The organism is Desulfurococcus mucosus DSM 2162 (genome assembly GCF_000186365.1).
Taxonomy (GTDB): domain Archaea; phylum Thermoproteota; class Thermoprotei_A; order Sulfolobales; family Desulfurococcaceae; genus Desulfurococcus; species Desulfurococcus mucosus.
Genome location: NC_014961.1, coordinates 562,423 through 579,394, shown reverse-complemented (window position 1 = coordinate 579,394; position 16,972 = coordinate 562,423). Strand labels below are relative to the sequence as shown.

At 53.9% G+C, this 16,972-nt stretch carries 18 protein-coding genes and 1 tRNA gene; 14 read left to right on the top strand and 5 right to left on the bottom strand.

The annotated features are described in order from the left end of the window. Positions 1 to 5 precede the first annotated feature (5 nt). Positions 6 to 263 (bottom strand): hypothetical protein, encoded by a 258-nt coding sequence (locus tag DESMU_RS02960; RefSeq protein WP_013562112.1) that lies wholly within the window; start codon positions 261 to 263, stop codon positions 6 to 8. Between the two features lie 251 nt (positions 264 to 514). On the opposite strand from DESMU_RS02960, the gene DESMU_RS02955 reads away from it, so the two are divergent. After that, positions 515 to 620: transfer RNA gene (locus DESMU_RS02955), tRNA-Pro, on the top strand. Positions 621 to 631: 11 nt separating this feature from the next. Here DESMU_RS02955 and DESMU_RS02950 read toward each other — a convergent pair. Next, positions 632 to 1,033, bottom strand: coding sequence for a thioesterase family protein (locus tag DESMU_RS02950; protein ID WP_013562111.1), 402 nt, complete (start codon positions 1,031 to 1,033; stop codon positions 632 to 634). Positions 1,034 to 1,369: 336 nt separating this feature from the next. Here DESMU_RS02950 and DESMU_RS02945 point away from each other — a divergent pair, with 336 nt between their 5' ends. Beyond that, positions 1,370 to 1,624 carry a hypothetical protein gene (locus DESMU_RS02945; protein ID WP_013562110.1) on the top strand — a complete coding sequence of 85 codons (255 nt, stop codon included), beginning with the start codon at positions 1,370 to 1,372 and terminating at the stop codon, positions 1,622 to 1,624. Positions 1,625 to 1,633: 9 nt separating this feature from the next. Here the strand turns inward: DESMU_RS02945 and mcm are convergent, their stop codons facing one another. Together mcm and gins23 are read right to left on the bottom strand one after the other, a co-directional pair. Further along, on the bottom strand, positions 1,634 to 3,736 hold the full coding sequence (mcm, locus tag DESMU_RS02940; RefSeq protein WP_013562109.1) for a minichromosome maintenance protein MCM: 2,103 nt from the start codon (positions 3,734 to 3,736) through the stop codon (positions 1,634 to 1,636). Next, the gene (gene gins23, locus DESMU_RS02935) at positions 3,720 to 4,322 is read right to left on the bottom strand and encodes a DNA replication protein Gins23 (protein ID WP_013562108.1); all 603 of its coding nucleotides are present in this window, start codon (positions 4,320 to 4,322) and stop codon (positions 3,720 to 3,722) included. The genes mcm and gins23 overlap by 17 nt, the downstream gene beginning before the upstream one ends. A gap of 90 nt (positions 4,323 to 4,412) precedes the next feature. Between gins23 and DESMU_RS02930 the strand changes: the two genes are divergently transcribed. Next, positions 4,413 to 5,390 carry a replication factor C small subunit gene (locus tag DESMU_RS02930; RefSeq protein WP_048078518.1) on the top strand — a complete coding sequence of 326 codons (978 nt, stop codon included), beginning with the start codon at positions 4,413 to 4,415 and terminating at the stop codon, positions 5,388 to 5,390. 4 nt (positions 5,391 to 5,394) lie between these two features. After that, positions 5,395 to 6,672, top strand: coding sequence for a replication factor C large subunit (locus tag DESMU_RS02925; protein WP_013562106.1), 1,278 nt, complete (start codon positions 5,395 to 5,397; stop codon positions 6,670 to 6,672). Here the strand turns inward: DESMU_RS02925 and DESMU_RS02920 are convergent. Further along, positions 6,665 to 8,119: a tRNA 4-thiouridine(8) synthase ThiI gene (locus DESMU_RS02920; protein ID WP_013562105.1), complete on the bottom strand. Its 1,455-nt coding sequence runs from the start codon at positions 8,117 to 8,119 to the stop codon at positions 6,665 to 6,667. The genes DESMU_RS02925 and DESMU_RS02920 overlap by 8 nt on opposite strands. Before the next feature lie 112 nt (positions 8,120 to 8,231). Between DESMU_RS02920 and DESMU_RS02915 the strand changes: the two genes are divergently transcribed. From DESMU_RS02915 to pyrE, 10 genes are all read left to right on the top strand, one after another. Further along, positions 8,232 to 8,963: a DUF432 domain-containing protein gene (locus DESMU_RS02915; protein WP_013562104.1), complete on the top strand. Its 732-nt coding sequence runs from the start codon at positions 8,232 to 8,234 to the stop codon at positions 8,961 to 8,963. 2 nt (positions 8,964 to 8,965) lie between these two features. Next, complete coding sequence (locus tag DESMU_RS02910; protein WP_013562103.1) at positions 8,966 to 9,847, top strand: mechanosensitive ion channel family protein; 882 nt, start codon at positions 8,966 to 8,968, stop codon at positions 9,845 to 9,847. 51 nt (positions 9,848 to 9,898) lie between these two features. Then, positions 9,899 to 10,585, top strand: coding sequence for a hypothetical protein (locus DESMU_RS02905; RefSeq protein WP_013562102.1), 687 nt, complete (start codon positions 9,899 to 9,901; stop codon positions 10,583 to 10,585). A gap of 78 nt (positions 10,586 to 10,663) precedes the next feature. Next, complete coding sequence (pdxS, locus tag DESMU_RS02900; protein ID WP_013562101.1) at positions 10,664 to 11,668, top strand: pyridoxal 5'-phosphate synthase lyase subunit PdxS; 1,005 nt, start codon at positions 10,664 to 10,666, stop codon at positions 11,666 to 11,668. Between the two features lies 1 nt (position 11,669). Next, positions 11,670 to 12,269, top strand: coding sequence for a pyridoxal 5'-phosphate synthase glutaminase subunit PdxT (pdxT, locus tag DESMU_RS02895; protein WP_013562100.1), 600 nt, complete (start codon positions 11,670 to 11,672; stop codon positions 12,267 to 12,269). A 12-nt stretch (positions 12,270 to 12,281) separates the two neighbouring features. Beyond that, complete coding sequence (locus tag DESMU_RS02890; RefSeq protein WP_013562099.1) at positions 12,282 to 13,427, top strand: pyridoxal-5'-phosphate-dependent protein subunit beta; 1,146 nt, start codon at positions 12,282 to 12,284, stop codon at positions 13,425 to 13,427. Positions 13,428 to 13,481: 54 nt separating this feature from the next. Continuing rightward, entirely contained in the window at positions 13,482 to 15,053 is a 1,572-nt protein-coding gene (guaA, locus tag DESMU_RS02885; RefSeq protein WP_013562098.1) for a glutamine-hydrolyzing GMP synthase, read from the top strand. A gap of 11 nt (positions 15,054 to 15,064) precedes the next feature. Next, complete coding sequence (locus DESMU_RS02880) at positions 15,065 to 15,658, top strand: phosphoribosyltransferase (protein ID WP_013562097.1); 594 nt, start codon at positions 15,065 to 15,067, stop codon at positions 15,656 to 15,658. A 30-nt stretch (positions 15,659 to 15,688) separates the two neighbouring features. Beyond that, the gene (gene pyrF / locus DESMU_RS02875) at positions 15,689 to 16,378 is read left to right on the top strand and encodes an orotidine-5'-phosphate decarboxylase (protein ID WP_245526483.1); all 690 of its coding nucleotides are present in this window, start codon (positions 15,689 to 15,691) and stop codon (positions 16,376 to 16,378) included. Continuing rightward, positions 16,366 to 16,965, top strand: a complete 600-nt coding sequence (pyrE, locus tag DESMU_RS02870; RefSeq protein WP_013562095.1) for an orotate phosphoribosyltransferase — start codon at positions 16,366 to 16,368, stop codon at positions 16,963 to 16,965. Before pyrF ends, pyrE begins: the two co-directional genes overlap by 13 nt. Positions 16,966 to 16,972 lie beyond the last annotated feature (7 nt).

The following is a 16,972-nucleotide window of genomic DNA, read 5'->3' as shown; positions in this document are numbered from 1 at the left end:
AGGGTTCAAGGCCTGGTTGCAGCCGGCTCGCTGGGCACCGTCCTCGGCACAGTATACCTCAGGGTTACTGCCGGCCTTATCTCAATCCTGCTCCGTATCTCACCTGGCCCCGGTATATCCAGGAGCGACTTGCAACGGGGGCACACGCCGCCGCTGAGCCTGTAGACTTCCTCCGGTGTCGGCACCCCCCAGTAGTCCTGTCCAACCCTGTTGAACTCGAAGAGTACGAATCCGCATCTCTTACACCGGTATCTAATAGGCACCGGTATCACCTTAGTATGTATTCTCGTAATACCATGGGATAAGAGTGGGGTCGCGTAATACCTTTAAACAATTGTTATAACTTTATCGGAGTATAATATTGATAGCTATTACAATAATATTTAATCAAACATTTAATGTATTACGGGGCACAAGGTTTAAATACCCTTAGACAGCACTGAAAGTGCGCATACCGCTATTCATGGAAACGGTATTGTTTATAAGGCATCCGCACCTTATGGATACGGTTGAAGGGGCCGTCGTCTAGCCTGGCTAGGATGCCGGCCTGGGGGGAGTACCCCCGTGGCCCAGGACTCCCGGAGCGCCGGTGGTCCCGGGTTCAAATCCCGGCGGCCCCACTCGTTGAAAATCACTTCTGGGTGATCATGGACTTCACTTTCTCAATGAATTTCTCCCTGTTAACAATGAATCTTTCATGCGTTCCCTCGCCTAGGAGCATATTGTTCCAGTAGGCCTTCACCTCGAAGAGGAGGCGTCTTCCATCCACGCTTATCAGTTTAGCGGAGACCCTTACCCTGGCTCCACGTGGAGCGGGATTCAAGTGCTTGATGTTGACCATTGTCCCCACGGTTGTATAGCCCTCGGGGAGCCGTGGCTCCACGCATCTCAGCGCTGTTCTCTCCATGAAGGCTATCATGCTGGGTGTTGAAAGCACTTGGACCTCGCCGCTGCCTACATGGCTGGCTATATGGTGTTCTTCAACCAGGTATTCCTCCTCGCAGTAGAGGCCTGGCTCAATACTTGTAGACACGGCTATCACCGCGTCTAAAACAAGGCGTCCACGGGATATAAAACCTGATCTCCTCTCAGCTCTAAAGGAGTTTTTCCTTTAGGGGCTCTATGATTCCCTGCATCTCCCCGGGTTTACACCCGTCATCTATGGGGCAGTCGGAGTGGTCATGGATTCTTTATCCCTGCGAGGGGTGGGGCTAGTCCTGAAGGCAACACTCAGGGCTGGGAATCCCTCGCAGGCCACGGAGACACTCCCGCCTTAAAAGACGGGGCTTTCAGCTGTAAGTGTCCTGAGGCATGTTTAAAACCTCCTCTCACACTACTACTCTACAAGAGGTTTCAGAGGGTGACTGATGTGAGCGGGGAGCGTGTTTACGTTGTTAAAGTAGGGGAGAAGGAGATACCTATTGATGAGAAGACCCTGAGCATTCTACATGAATACGTGAAGACCCCGATGGGCCTGGAGGAGTTGGCGGAGAAGCTGGGTCTAGAGGGCTGGGAGGAGGCGTATGAGTTCATAAAGTCTGTGCCGGCATGGATACTGTGGACTCCTCCATCCCTGTGGACGCATAGAAGGAAGTGGATTGAGTCGAAGAATCAGGCTGGATGATTCAGGCAACTAGGCTTTAGCTATGTAGCCCACTTTCGGCTCGTAGATTTCACCCGACCTCAACATGTCTTTTATCTCCTCCTGGACGAATTCTCTTTCAAACCCTTTCTCCCTAGCCCTCTTAATGACCTCGCTGACGCTTATCTCGCTGACTTCTTCCAGGATGCTGAAGAGGAATTCTCTGAACTTCCTCTTCTTCTCCCTCCTGGATGCTGACACACCTGACTCGATGACATCTATGTCTATCATGCCGCTCTCAACATCTATACCTATCTTGGTCAGCATGACGAGCATCAGCCTTATTGCTTCCTCAGCGTCCTCTAGTGTCGCCTTGCTCTTCAGGGAGAGGCGTGCATGGGCCTCTGTAAGCCTCACGAGTGCCTCAAGCTGCCTCGGTGTTATGGCTATTGCGACTGGGCGTGTTGGGTCACTGGGTATAGAGGACTTCCTCATGCTTACATAGAACTCCTCTATTAGCTTGGCTGCCTCCGGGGTCAGCTGTGGATGCACGTATCTTCTCGCGTAGCTTATATACTTCTTGAGGAGCTGGAGGTCTATCAGCGGACGCGTCTTCTCGACATCACTGTGCACGCCGAGAACGTAGCGTGCAAGCTTCCGATCCTGCTCGGGGTTCGGTAGATCCTTTATTGTGAATATGAGGTCGAACCTTGAGAGTATTGTCGGAGGGAGATCAATGTTCTTGCTTATCGGCTTGGTTGGATCGTATCTTCCATCCTTAGGGTTCCCCGCGGCGAGGACTGATGCTCTTGCATTGAGCCTCGCAACTATCCCGGCTTTAGCTATGCTGACAGTCTGTTGCTCTAGCGCCTCGTGTATAGCGCTCCTGTCCTCATCCCTCATCTTATCTATCTCGTCTATGCAGGCGACGCCTCCGTCAGCTATCACGAGGGCCCCTGCCTCCAGGTAATACTCACCGGTGGCCTTATCCCTCAGTACCGTTGCCGTTAAGCCTGCAGCAGTAGACCCCTTCCCACTCGTGTAGAGGCCTCTCGGCGCTAGCCTCGATGTGAACTGGAGTAGCTGCGACTTAGCTGTACCCGGGTCGCCGACCAACAGGACATGTATGTCTCCCCTGATCCTCGTGCCATCCTGGAGTATCTTGGGTACGCCGCCTAGGAGTAGTAGTGCTATTGCCTCCTTTATGTCCCAGTATCCATATATGCCTGGCGCAATGCTCGCGATAATCTTCTCCCTTATCCATGGATCCCTGGCTAGCTCCCTGATCCTCTCCTCATCCTCCTTCGTTATCTCTATCTCCTCCAGGACCTTCTCCTGCACCTCGACATTGTTTGCATCAATATAGAAGGAGAAAACCGCCCTAGGGCCGCGCTTATCGATCGATGTCACAGGTGCTACGCGGAGGATCCCGATCACCACGACTCTGTCGCCGGGTCTCGCTGCGTCAACTATGTCGCCTGTCAACACGACCTCTATGCTGCGGGGTATCTGCCCGCCGGGAACCTCCTCGGGCTTCTCCTGTACGACTATTTTCTGCCAGTCTATGAAGACGCTTTTCTCAGGGATCAGCTCGAACCTGCCCGGTTTACCGCACACCGGACACAGCTGTGGTCTCTCAAGTCTCTCCCCCATTTCCCCCTCCTCTGGGTAGTGGAACTCGTGTACGCCTGTCTCAGGGTCTGCATGCCTGTATGTTGCCTTAACTATTCTTGCATCTATCCTGGTGACCCTTGTAACTATCCCTTCTATGGCTATCAGCTTACCAATGTAGTCGCTTGAAATATCCCTGATCCTCAGTGTCTCAGGCGGGTTCCTGAGCCTCGGGTAGAACTTCACAGCCTTCCTAGCGTACTCGGGGTAGTCTCTCTCCACGATCGAGCGTATTGCATCGCTGAAGCTCTCCAAGGCCTCGTCCGGCCTATCTATAAGTGTGTTCGCCAGCTCCCTGCTGTATCCTATTAGATCAGTGAAGTCCACGATGAGGCTTCTCTGCCCCATGCCCACCATTTGCCCTATTCTCTCCTCGTACTTGCGGAGCCCCTCCTTGGAGCGGTATGTGTCTATGAACTTCTTGAAGGCCTCTGTGAGCTCGGCGCCCCTTAAACCGGTTTCAAGGCTACTTTCCCGGCTCACCTACATCAACCCCGATTATCACCTTGAAGTACGTGTCTAGAAGCGTCCTTAGGCTGTTGAAGAATATCTTCTCCTCCAAGCTTAAGTTGTTCACGGCTTCAGCAGGATACCCTGGCGCCGTCAGGAAGCCCACTATTTTCTTAGCTCTCAAACGGGTGAGGGACACCAGTGCATCCCTATACATTTTCACGGATTCGCTGAGTTCTTCGAGGCGCCTAAGGTCACGGGACTTCCCATGCTCCTCCAGCGTCTCCTTTATCTTCTCCCCAAGCCTGCGGTAGAAGTATCCCTTCAACTCCTCGAATCGCGGCTGACTCTTATACCTGTCCTCAAGGAACAGGAGCTTCGCCAGCCTCTCCTTGTCGATGCCGTCCTCGGTTATCGTGGCATATCCTTTCGCCGCCAGCTCTCTGGCCACCCATCTCGGCACTATGTGCTCGGAGCCCTTTGCCAGCTCGACGAAGCCGTCCTCGATGAAAACAGTGATGCCTTGAACGGTGACGGTTATCTTGACCGGCTCCTCCTCGTAGTCCCTCGAGACAAAGCTGCCTGCAAGGAGGCCTACGAGCTCCAGTAAACCGTTCAAAACCGTTCACCAAGGTGATAGTTGATGTGTCATCCCTTTAATATCCTTGCACCCAATATAATCTATCCATGGAGGCTCAAGGTGTCTGGCTTGAGTGAGGCAGAGCTACTGTGGGCTGAAAAATACCGTCCTAGAACACTCGACGAAGTTGTGAACCAGAAGGAGATAGTTGTCAGGCTGAAGAAATTCGTTGAGGAGAAGAGCATACCCCACATGCTCTTCGCCGGGCCACCGGGTACGGGTAAGACGACTATGGCTCACTGCCTGGCACACGACCTCTACGGCGACGACTACAAGAAGTACATGCTGGAGTTGAACGCGTCGGATGAGAGGAAGATAGAGGTTATAAGGGGCAAGGTGAAGGAGTTCGCCAGGTCAAGGGTTGTCGGAGAGGTACCGTTCAAGATAGTCCTCCTCGATGAAGCAGACAACATGACGGCTGATGCACAGCAGGCGTTGAGGAGGCTCATGGAGCTCTATAGTGCTACAACCAGGTTCATCCTGACGGCTAACTACCCGAGTAAAATAATAGAGCCTATTCAGAGTAGGACAGCCATCTTCAGGTTCTCTCCCCTCAGGAAGGAGGATGTCGTGGAGAGGCTTAGATACATCTGCAACGCTGAGAAGGTTAAATGCGATGAGAGAGCCCTTGAAACAATATACGAGCTATCGGAGGGAGACATGAGGCGGGCTATAAACATCCTCCAGACAACCGCTGCCCTCGGGGAGGTAGTGGAGGAGGCTGTATACAAGGTTATAGGGCTAGCGCACCCCAGGGAGGTAAGGGAGATGCTGAACGAGGCTCTCTCAGGGAACTTCACGGAGGCAAGGAACAAGCTTAGAACACTCATGATAGAGTACGGGTTGAGCGGTGTCGACATCATCAGGCAGATACATAAGGAGATATTCAGCCAGGAGGTGAAGATACCTGACGAGATGAGGGTGCTGATAGCGGATCTAGCTGGAGAAATACAGTTCAGGCTTGTGGAGGGGGCGGACGACGAGATACAGTTGAACGCTTTCCTAGCGAGGCTAGCGTTAATAGGTAGAAAATTCAAGACGGGGTAACGCCTTGAGTCATCAAAGAGTGCCCTGGGTAATAAAGTATAGGCCGAGAACCCTCGAGGAGTTCGAAGACCAGGAGGAAGCGAAAGAAAAGCTGATAGCATGGCTGGAGTCATGGGAGAAAGGGGTACCCGGGAAGAAAGCAGCTCTTCTCCACGGTCCCCCTGGATGCGGTAAGACAAGCCTTGTAGAGGCTGTTGCAAGGAGCAAGGGCTACCAGCTCTTCGAAATGAACGCTAGTGATGCAAGGAGGAAGGAGGATATTGACAGGATAGTTAAGTTGGCGAGTAGATCCGGGGCGCTTACAGGGTCTAGGAAGATAATACTGCTCGATGAAGTCGACGGCATGGATCCAAGGGCTGACGCCGGAGGCATCGAAGCCCTTGTCGAGGTGATTAAGGCCACCGCGAACCCTATTATCATGACCGCTAACAACCCGTACTCACAGGCCCTACGCCCGTTAAGGGAGCTCTCCGAGGTAATAGGCTTCAAGAGGCTTAGCGAGAGCGTGGTCGTAAAGGTGTTGAAGAAGATATGTGGAGCCGAGAAGCTGTTCTGCGAGGATGAGGCGCTTAGGGAGATAGCTAGGAGGAGTGAGGGAGACCTGAGGAGCGCTATAAACGATCTTGAAGCATTGGCCGGTTTAAGCGGCGGCGTCACCGTGAATGCCGTTAAAGAGCTCTCCACGTATAGGAACAGGGTGTACGCTCCCTACGAGGCGTTGCAGAAGCTCTTCAATGCCAGATACATATTCCAGGCCAAGGAGTACGCGACATCAACCGATCTCGCACCAGACGAGTTCATAATATGGATCAACGAGCACATTCCGACATACTACGAGGACCCCGAGGAGGTGGCCAGAGCCTATGACGCGTTGAGCAGAGCAGACGTATACATGGGCAGGATAGTTAGAACCCAGAACTGGGATCTATTAAGCTACGTGCTGGAGATGATGGGGCCGGGCGTGGCCTTCGCGAGGAAAACATACAGGTATAGATGGAAGCCCTTCAAGTCGCCTGAGAGACTGAAGCTGATGAGCGAGGCCAAGCGCTCCAGGGAGATAAGGGAGAGCCTGGCTGAGCAGTTGTCCCGCCGTCTCCTAACCAGTAAGACCGTGGTAAGGAGTGATGTGATACCATTCCTCAGAGTGATATTCAGACACAACCCGAAGTACGCGGCGAAACTGGCCAAGGGCTACGGGCTACCGGAAGAGGTTGTAAAGTGGCTTGCAGGCACCCGGGGAAGCGAGATCCTAGGATACATGAGGAAGACGAGGACTAAGTAGAGCTCCCACCGCGTGAGCGAGCCCTGTAGGCTGCGATACCTCCCTTCAAGCTGTATGCTTTAAACCCTTTGCCACGGAGCTCCCTTGCAAGGAGGAGGCTGATACCGCCCGTGCTACAGTAGAGTACAACCGGCTTATCCCTTGGCAGCCTCTCGAAGTCAACCATGCTCAGGTGGAGGGCGCCTGGCAGTGCGTCACGCCTATACTCCTCATAGCTCCTCGCATCGATGACTATGGAGTCAGGCGGTATCGAGTCAACTTCCTCCCTGTAACCTGGCACAGCGTCTTCAGGCCTACCAGTGTGGAGGTCAACTATCCTCAGTTCCTCGACAACCTTATCTACGAGGCCCGCGTCCAGCCTCCCCAGTAGCTCCCTAAGCTTCTCAGGGCTCACCCTTGTCGCCACATGCGTGGGGGCTATAGCACATGCCTCAGCCACTCTTGACGAGTACTCGTAGAGCCCTATCCTCCTCGAGTACCCTACTATCTCCTCCTTATCGAAGCCTATCAAGGGTCTCAGCACAATGCAGCCTGGTGAAGCAGCGTATTCGGCAGCCCTCAGGTTTGCAAGCGTCTGACTAGATGCCTGGCCGAGTGCTTCACCCGTGACTAGGGCATCGTATCCCAGTCTCTCAGCAACCCTGCCCGCCACCATGTACATCAGTGCCCTTAGAACCACCTGCCTGTAGCTCCACTCGATCTTCCCCTCTATTTCAGCTATAAGAGGGGTGAAGTCAATGGTGATAAACCTTGGGTCATAACTGCTAAGCCACTCATCAGCCAGCTTCTTCGCAACGGCAAAGGCTTGACGGCTCACCTCGCTTGAACCCATCATATAGTGGAGGAAGTCGACTTCCAACCCTCTCTTAGCCATGAGCCATGCTGCCACAGGGGAGTCGAAGCCACCTGAGAACAAGACAAGGGCTCTTCCACCACTCCCGGTTGGAAGCCCGCCAGGGCCCTCGATGATCCTGCCGTGGAGGTAGGCTGTGCTACCCCTCACCTCAACCACGACCTCTACCTCAGGGTTCTCTAGGTCAACGCCCGCTGAGAAAGGCTTTAATGCAGCACCGATCTCCCTTGCTACATCAAGCGATGTGAAGCCGTGTCTACCGCTTCTCTTAACCCTTACAGCGAACCTCTTGCCTTTAACGTGTTCAATACTCCTGGAGGCAACCTCCCTCACAAGTTCCTCAAGGCTCGTGAACTCTATTGCCTGTACTTCTGAAACCCTGTGGACCCCGAAAACCCTGCTCAAGGCTTGAAGCGCGTCGCCCCCGGCCTCCACGAGGATCTTGGCATCGGTGAACCTGACCGCGGAGACCGTGATCCCTTTCCTGGCGAGCGTTCTCTTAATGTTCTCAGCGAGCATAGCGTAGAGTCTTGGACGGGTTCTAGGGGATTTAAGCGGTATTTCCCCGGCTACCGTTACAAGGTAGAGTGGCAAGGCCTGCCCCTTCCATAGCTCTCTAGGGCTGGAAACAGTTATTACTCTGCGGGATTATAACCATGTAGACGTAGCCTGGGGACATGTTTTCCACGGGCACGGGGAGCACTAGATGTATGGTGTAGGGATAACGGGCAGGGTGAGCCTCGGCGACAGCGTGGTCGAGTACGACCCGGGGCGTGGCAGGTACCGTAGGATGCGTAGCGATGGAGAAGTAGAGGTGTCGCTGGAAGTATTCGGCGAGCACAGCCTGGTGGCTGAACCAGTCCACTCCCTCTACGTGCCCGAGTTCATCACGAGGCACATTCTCATCGAGCTAGCTGATAAATCACTCATACCGCCCAGCTCCTCGATCGCTTTCACCGTTAAGATCCCCGTGGATCTAGGCGTCTTCGTCGTGGGAGACGACTACTATAGGCTGATAGATGTGATCCCCCTCGGCAAGTACTATAAGTACACGCTCTACGGGCCGCATGCAACGCTTGAAGAGATAACAGGGCTCATATGTAGACACTGGCGGAGCCAGCTACACTATGAGAAGCCTGTTACCGAGCCCGGTGAATGCATCCTTGAGGTTGAAGCAGTGAACGAGGCCGAGGAACCCTTATTCATCTCCAAGATCCTTGTGGACGCTTCATTCACCCCTCTCTTCTATGAGAGGGGCACGTTTAACTGTTACGCTGGCAGGGTGAGGCTCACCGTGAAGGGTAGGGGAAGGGGGGAAGTATCGTATCCCAGGATCCAGGTTCCCCCGGGCTACGTGAAGGCTGATGCACCAGCCGAGCTAAGGCCTCCCCCCGTGCCAGCTGTAATGTGGAGGACGGAGATGATGTGGGGGCTTTGAACATGGTTAACACATCATGGATCCTTCAGGCAGTGATAGACGCCCTTGCATCAATCGGGCTGGGCAGGGAGCTGGCTCTAAGGGTTTTCACAGGGCTCCTAGTGCTCGCCATAGGGTTCCTCCTAGTCAAGGTTCTAACGAGGTTCTCTGCCAAGGTTCTATTCAAGCTGTACCCTAGGCAGGTAACCCTCATAGTGTCGAGGCTCATATATTACACATTACTCTTCATAGTAGTAGTCACCTTTCTAGGCGTCCTAGGAGTCGACGTATCCGGCCTCGTGATCGCGGGAGGCTTCGCAGGCCTCGTGGTCGGCGTAGCCCTGCAGCCCGTCTTATCAAACGTGTTTGCAGGACTATACATTATCGCTGAGAAAGCCGTTCAGCCAGGCGACGCGGTGGAGATCGGGGGAGTAAGCGGTGAGGTCATAGCTCTATCAATAATGTTTACACGTATACGGACATGGGACGGGGTAGTAGTGACCCTGCCCAACAACATGCTCCTCTCCTCCAGCTTCAAGAACTACAGTAGGACTGTAGCGAAACGCGTGGAGGTTTCAATCCCCATAGCTTACAGCGGGGATGCCGAGATGGCTTACAGCGTGGTGAGGGAAGCCCTAGGGAAACTCACCTATGTACTCGTGGAGCCAGCACCCGACATCTTTGTTTCATCCATAGTTGACGGGGGACTCAACCTCACTGTTAGAGCATGGGTCCTAGACAAATACTACTACACGGCGATAAAGGAGCTCCCCTGGGCCATCACCAAGGCCCTCAAGGCCTCGGGAATAGAGATCCAGCCACCGAGGCTCGACATACGGCTTAAATCAATCCCGGAGCCGAGGTCAGGCAACCCGGTAGAGTCCAGTGGCTTAAAAACAAGGTGAAGAGGATTATGCCGTGGAAGCCTCCAGCCAGCACCACATGGTGGATGAGACATGGCATCCCTTACACTTCCAGCTCAGCGGGCTCAGCAGGCAGGAGGCTCCAGTGGCTTCCACATGCTTACCAAGATCGTAGAGTACTTCGAGCTAGAGTTACACAGGGAGCTCAGGGATGTCTCCCTTGAAGAGCTACTAGCATTACTCAAGGCACCCCGGAACCCCGGTGCAATACTTGTAGCTAGATTCACCATGGGGAATGGATCCGGGTGCATTGCTGCCTCGAATGCAGCTTACACTAATGTCCAGTGCGATGGATTCGAACCGAACCCCCTGCTCCCAGTGGCCGAGGCAAACATCTATATACTCAGGTTGAATCCCTCAGTCAAGGATGCTTATCAATCCATGGTGGCATGGGACGTGTTCTCCCAGTGCCTGGAGCCACTGTACCTTGCAGCAATATTCTTCAACAGGGATCAAGCCGTTAAAGGAGTTGAATGCGTGATGGAGAGGAGCAGTGAGATCGTGGAGCTCGCCGAGAGGCTTCGGGGAGCACTAGATAGGAGGGGGAGGAGGACGCTTACACTAGTGCTTAACAGTCTCTCACGATTAACGAGCGAGTTGAACGAGGCGGTTGACACGGGCAGCTGGGACACTGTGCCAGCGGTAGTGAACGAGCTTGCAGCCCTCCACGCCGAGCTCCTCGAAGCCTTAGCCAAGGCGAGGCCCACGGCCGCCCATTAAAGGGTGCGGCCCGCACCTCGTGGAACGTTCAGCAAGCTTTATCCATCCTCCTCTATTTAGCATCAAACGGTGGTGTACGTGAAGCTCGTAGACGCCTACAGCCTCCTCGAGAACATGGAGAACCTCCTCTACAAGCTACTTGAGTACAGGGATAGGGTTCTCGAGGAGGGTTCGGCACCCGGGAGAACCGTTGCAACCCCCCTCGTGAAATACGGCTTCGTCTCCATGCTTAAAGGCGGCGTGATAATGGATGTGACGAACCCTGAGCAGGCTGGAATAGCCGAGGATGCTGGTGCAGTCGGCGTCATGGTGCTGGATAAGCTCCCATACGATGTTAGAATGGCTGGCGGAGTAGCTAGGACGGCCGACGTCAAGGTGATCGAGGAGGTGATGAACACTATAACCATTCCTGTCTCAGCTAAATGCAGGATAGGGCATGAATGGGAGGCAAGGATCCTGGAGGAGATAGGCGTCGACCTCATAGATGAAAGCGAGGTTTTAACACCGGTTGATGAGAAGGCCCATATAGATAAATGGTTGTTTAAGACGCCCTTCGTCAACGGTGCGAGAAGCCTCCCTGAAGCACTGAGGAGAATACATGAGGGTGCATCAATGATTAGGACTAAGGGTGAGCCTGGAACGGGAAACGTTGCAGAGGCCGTTAGACACATGAAGCTCGTGAACAGAGACATCTATGTTCTCAACGGCTACTACAGGAACGGGGATTTAGAGGCTATAAGGATCTACTCGAGGGAGAACAAGGTTCCCTACGAGCTAGCCCTCCTCACGGCGAGACTCGGCAGGCTCCCCGTGGTGAACTTTGCGGCGGGAGGCGTCGCTACGCCGGCTGATGCAGCATTGATGATGTGGCTGGGTGCAGACGGGGTCTTCGTGGGCTCCGGCATATTCAAGAGCAGTGATCCGGAGGCGAGGGCCCACGCCATAGTCTTGGCTACAGCCTACTGGGACGACCCTGAGACAGTGCTGGAGGCTCAGAGAATGGTGTCCGAGAAAGCCTCGATGCTCGGCCTGGATGTCAGGCAGCTTAAACCCGAGGAGTTAATGCAGGTGCGCGGTGAGTAGCATGGTCAAGGTCGGCGTTCTCGCATTGCAGGGGGATTACCTGGAGCACTACCAGTTGCTCCGCTCGCTGAGCGGCGTCGAGGCAGTCCCCGTGAAGCATCCCAGGGAGCTTGAAGGAGTCGACGCACTAGTAATACCTGGAGGAGAGTCCACCACTATAGGTCTACTCGTGAGGAAAAAGGGCTTGGAGGAACCATTGAAGCAGTTCGCCGGGGAAGGCAAGCCTATACTCGCCACCTGTGCTGGAGCAATACTCCTAGCTAGAGAAGTGGTGGATAGAACGGTGGGTGAGACAGGGCAGTATACCCTAGGGTTAATGGATATAGCCGTGGTGAGGAACGCGTATGGGAGGCAGAGGGACTCATTCATAGCGAGCGTCACATTGAAGGATATCGGCGAGGTTAAAGCAGCATTCATCAGGGCCCCCATAATAGCTAGGGCTTATGGTTCAGCCGAGATAATTGGGTTCCTAGATGATCCAACCCTAGGCAGACACGGTGTCGCAGCACGCCAGGGAAACATGTATGCTGTAACATTCCACCCCGAGATAACAGGCGATATAAAGCTCTACAAACATATCATCCAGCAAGCCGGGAGGTAGGAGGATCACGGGTTGAACCAGGGTACAGGGCTTTTTTCACACTGCCTTAAATGCGGTGCCAGGAGTAGCGGGATACATCTTAAATGCCCTGTCTGCGGAGGCGTAACAATACTGGAGTACGAGGAGGCCTCGCCCACCGTTGACAGGAGTGAGGCCAGCATCTGGAGGTACAAGGGGCTACTACCAGGCTTCCCCCGCAGGGTCTCCATGGGCGAGGGCCTAACCCCTCTTAGAACGGTTGACGGAGTGATCGTTAAGAACGAACGGAAAAACCCCACGGGCTCATACTCTGACAGGGCTTCAAGCGTTATTGCAAGCTATATTGCTTCAACAGGGTGGAGGGGTGTTCTAAGAGTGGAGTATGTTGAGGACTTCGCGTACTCTCTCGCATACTATACCCGTGGACTCGTCAACGGGAGGATCCTCGTGGAAGACCCGTTGAACGCGGATGCCGACGAGCTGGTGAAGGCACATAAGCTGGGCTTCGGGATAGAGGTGTGCAACAGTAGTGAGGCCGACCTACCCTACATTAATCCATTAACCATCGAGGGGTTGAAGACTATTCTCCTCGAGATCCATGAGAGGAGGCTTAACGTGGAGAACATAGTGGTGCCCGTTGAAACCGGTACACTGGCTTTCTCGCTCTGCAAGGCGCTCAGGGAGCTCGGCGAGATGGGAATGCATCCAGGGTACATTGTAGTTGGGGCAACACTGAAAGGGTGGGGGAAGCCATGGCTTCTAAACCACTGTAAAGACAGCATTAGAGTGGAGGAGGTGGAGCCGGCTGAAGCCGTTGAATCCCTGCTGAAGCTGAGCAGGATGGGTTTGAGGACTAAGCTGGTTTCAGCACTGGCTTACGCGGTTGCGAGATCCATGGGTGGCTCGATAGCCGTGATCACTATTGGGGAGAAGCAGGTTAGGCAGCGTAGGTCAGTCAGCGGGCTTGGCATGGAGATACTGGGGATCCTGGAGAAACACGGGGATCTCACTGCTTACGAGGTGTGGAGGATGCTTGGAAAATACAGTTTAAGAGGAGTCTACAAGGCCCTGAGATCCCTTGAGGAACTGGGGCTTATATGCGTGAAACACGTTGTCAAAGGCGTTGGAAGGAAGGTTAAAACATACTCTGTATGCGAGGACACATACATAGTCGAATAACCCTCCAGGGTTCCAGTAGCGTTTTAAAAACCCGGGCCCGCATCACGTTAAAACATGACGCGTCAACACCTCTCCAGAATACCCGGTGGCAGGGTTCTCATAGTAGACTACGGCGGCCAGTATACGCACCTCATTGCTAGGAGGATAAGGGAGCTAGGCGTATACTCTGAGATAGTCTTCCACAGGGATGCTGGAAGCCTAGATGTTGAAGGCTACGACGCCGTAATACTCTCGGGGAGCCATTTAAGTGTGAGGAGCTTGAGCAGGGGAGACCTCGAGGTAGCTGAGAAGATCCTCTTCAACGGCTCTAAGCCATTGCTCGGCATATGCTTCGGCCACCAGTTGATAGGATACTTGCTCGGCGCCGATGTTGCATCGGGGTGCGGCGAGTACGGTAGAACCAGGGTGAGTATCACGGGTGGCGACGAGCTCTTCAACGGCTGGAGCAGTGAGGAGACGGTTTGGATGAGCCACGGTGAATGCGTGGAGAACCCTCCGGGGTCCCTTAGGATCCTGGCTGTCAGCGAGAACAGGGTTATCGCTGCATTCAAAGCAGTGGTGAACAATAGGGCTGTCTACGGTGTTCAATTCCACCCGGAGGTGCATCACACGGGGAAGGGGCGTTTACTGTTCGACAACTTCCTCAGGATAGCTGGTGCTAGGAGGGAGTGGAGGGTTGAAAACTACTACAGGTATCTCCTCGACGAGCTACGCAGGGAGGTAGTCGATGACGGGGTAGCGGTAGTCGGGGTAAGCGGTGGCATCGACTCAACGGTTACAGCTCTAATAGGGAGAAAGGTCTTCGGCGAGAAGCTTATCCCCGTGTTCGTAGACCACGGTTTGCTCAGGGAAGGTGAGAGGGAGTCAGTGGTTTCATCACTGGAGAAGCTTGGCTTAAACCCCCTGGTGGTCGATGCAGGCGAGAGGTTTATATCCAGGCTGGAGGGCGTCGTGGATTGCGAGGAGAGGCGTAGGGTCATCGGGGAGGAGTTCGCCAAGATATTCGCTGAGATCGTGGAGAAGGAGGGAGCCAGGTACTTCCTGCAGGGAACCACGTATCCCGACATCATAGAGAGCGGGGGAATACGTGGTGCAGCGTCAGTTATAAAGTCTCATCACAACGTCGGCGGGCTCCCCGAGTGGTTCAGGGACAGGGTCAAGGTTTTGGAGCCAATACGATACCTCTACAAGGATGAGGTGAGGGAGATAGCGCGACTCCTCAATGTGCCATGGGAGCTCGTGGAGAGACACCCGTACCCGGGACCAGGATTAGCCGTCAGGATCATTGGATCCTTTACAAGGAAGAAGCTGGAGATATGCAGGAAGGCGTCGAGAATAGTGGAGGATGTGCTCAGGGAGCACGGGTTCTACGGTAAGGTGTGGCAGGCTTTCGCCGTGGTTGGCGACGATAAATGGGTCGGTGTTAAAGGCGATGCAAGGAGCCACGGCTACATTGTGACCATCAGGGTTGTTGAGAGCGTTGACGGCATGACGGCTGATTACTCGAGGCTTCCATATGATGTCCTCGATGAGATCAGCAGGAGGATCACTAACAGCATACCGGATGTAAGCATGGTGACATACGCTGTGACATCCAAGCCACCGAGCACCATAGAGCCCTGCTGAGGCTGCCTCCCATGAAGGTGGTCTACCTGCCTTGGAGCAAGGCAATAGAGTTATGCTACAGGCTGGCATCAATGATATTGGATAACGGGAGACACTACGATACAGTGGTCGCAATATCCCGCGGCGGACTGTTGCCTGCGAGGATAATCAGCGATGTGATAGGTGTAGACGACTTCATAGTCCTCAGATCCAGGTTCTGGGGGATAGGGGGAAGGATACGTGAGGAGCCGGAGGTAGCGATGCATGAAGCCGTAAATGTGAGAGGCAAGGATGTAATAGTGGTTGACGAAGTAGTCGACACCGGTGCAACACTAGCCAAGATAACGAGGCTCGTGAAGGACATGGGGGCCCGCAGCGTTGAAACAGCTGTGTTACACTATAAGTCATCGAGCTCCTTTAAACCCGACTACTACGCTGAGAAAGTAGATGAATGGGCATGGATATTCTACCCGTGGTCGTTCAGTGAGACACTATACGGGTTGGCCAAGACGAGGGGAGGAGACATATATGAGGAGGCATTCAGGGTTCTAAGAGAGGTCAATGCAACAGAGCTGTACCTCGACCCCCACAGGATAAGGGAGTCCCTTAAAAGGTACACCGGGTGAGAGCAAGGTTTTTAAGCATCCTCTTCCATAGTGAAAGCGGGCATCTTGCTCGTAGTAGCGCTTGATCCACCTGTAAGGGAGAAGGGAAGGAGGAAGACAAGCCTACTCGTAGAGGAGTTAGATAAGTATGTCTCAGGCTACAAGATAGGACTCCCATTCCTCATCAAGCATGGCAGGAGAGGCATCAGGGAGCTCAGGAAGAGTACTGAGAAACCCATTATCGTGGACTTAAAGCTAGCCGACATAGGGGATGTAATGGCTGAGGTGCTGAGACACCTAGCCAGGCTAGGCGTAGACGCTGTCATAGCCCATGCTTTTACAGGCTATACAGGGGCTCTCGAGGACTTGTCGAAGGCATCGATGGCTACAGGCGTAGGCTTAATAATAGTGGTTTCCATGAGTCACAGGGGCTCGGAGGAATACATAGATAGACACGTGGATGAATTCCTCGAGCTTGCTGCAAGAATAAGGGCTAAAGGAGTGGTTGCACCGGCCACGAGGCCCAGGGTGATAAGGCATGTGAGAGAAGTGCTCGGGGACACCGTTGAGATATACTCGCCTGGCATAGGGATCCAGGGGGCTGAACCAGGCTCAGCCCTCTGTGCCGGAGCAAACTACGAGATCGTCGGAAGGCTCATAACGAGATCAGGGAACCCTGGTGAAACAGCTAGAGCCATCAGGGAGATGCAGCTGGAGAGGTGGTTGAAGTGTCGTGGATAAGCGTGGAGCTCTACAGGAAGGGGATGGTGAAGATAGGTAGCTTCAAATTATCGTCCGGGGTAGAGAGCCCCTTCTACATAGACTTGAGGAGGCTCTACATGCATCCAGAGCTGGCCAAGGCAATCACGCTTGAACTGATACGGGTAGTGGGACTCAGCGATGTCGACGCTGTTGTCGGCGTTGCAACAGCCGGGATACCTTTAGCGGCATATGTTTCATGTCTAACCGGTAAGCCCATGGCGTATGTGAGAAGCGAGAGAAAGAACCATGGAACCAACTCATTGATAGAGGGCGATGTCTCAGGTCTCAGGGTTCTAGTTGTAGACGATGTATCAACAACGGGTTCATCAATACTCAGAGCTATTGAAGCTGTCAGGGAGGCCGGGGGGACACCGATGAAAGCCGGCGTGATAGTTGACAGGGAGCAGGGTGCTAGGGGGGCTCTGGCCAGGCACGGCGTGGAGCTATACTGGCTCACCACTGCTAGAAGGATCTTCCAGGACATATACATGCACGGGTTGATCACGGAAGCCGTGTACAGGAGTGTAATCGAGTACCTTGACAAGTACAGCGTGGTCGAAGGGTGAATGCGAA

Excerpts from the sequence above, each read along its gene's own strand:
- DESMU_RS02880 (WP_013562097.1), top strand. The coding sequence starts at position 15,065 with ATGAAGGTGGTCTACCTGCCTTGGAGCAAGGCAATAGAGTTATGCTAC.
- pdxT (WP_013562100.1), top strand. The coding sequence starts at position 11,670 with ATGGTCAAGGTCGGCGTTCTCGCATTGCAGGGGGATTACCTGGAGCAC.
- DESMU_RS02910 (WP_013562103.1), top strand. The coding sequence starts at position 8,966 with ATGGTTAACACATCATGGATCCTTCAGGCAGTGATAGACGCCCTTGCA.
- guaA (WP_013562098.1), top strand. The coding sequence starts at position 13,482 with ATGACGCGTCAACACCTCTCCAGAATACCCGGTGGCAGGGTTCTCATA.
- DESMU_RS02915 (WP_013562104.1), top strand. The coding sequence starts at position 8,232 with ATGTATGGTGTAGGGATAACGGGCAGGGTGAGCCTCGGCGACAGCGTG.
- DESMU_RS02905 (WP_013562102.1), top strand. The coding sequence starts at position 9,899 with ATGGCATCCCTTACACTTCCAGCTCAGCGGGCTCAGCAGGCAGGAGGC.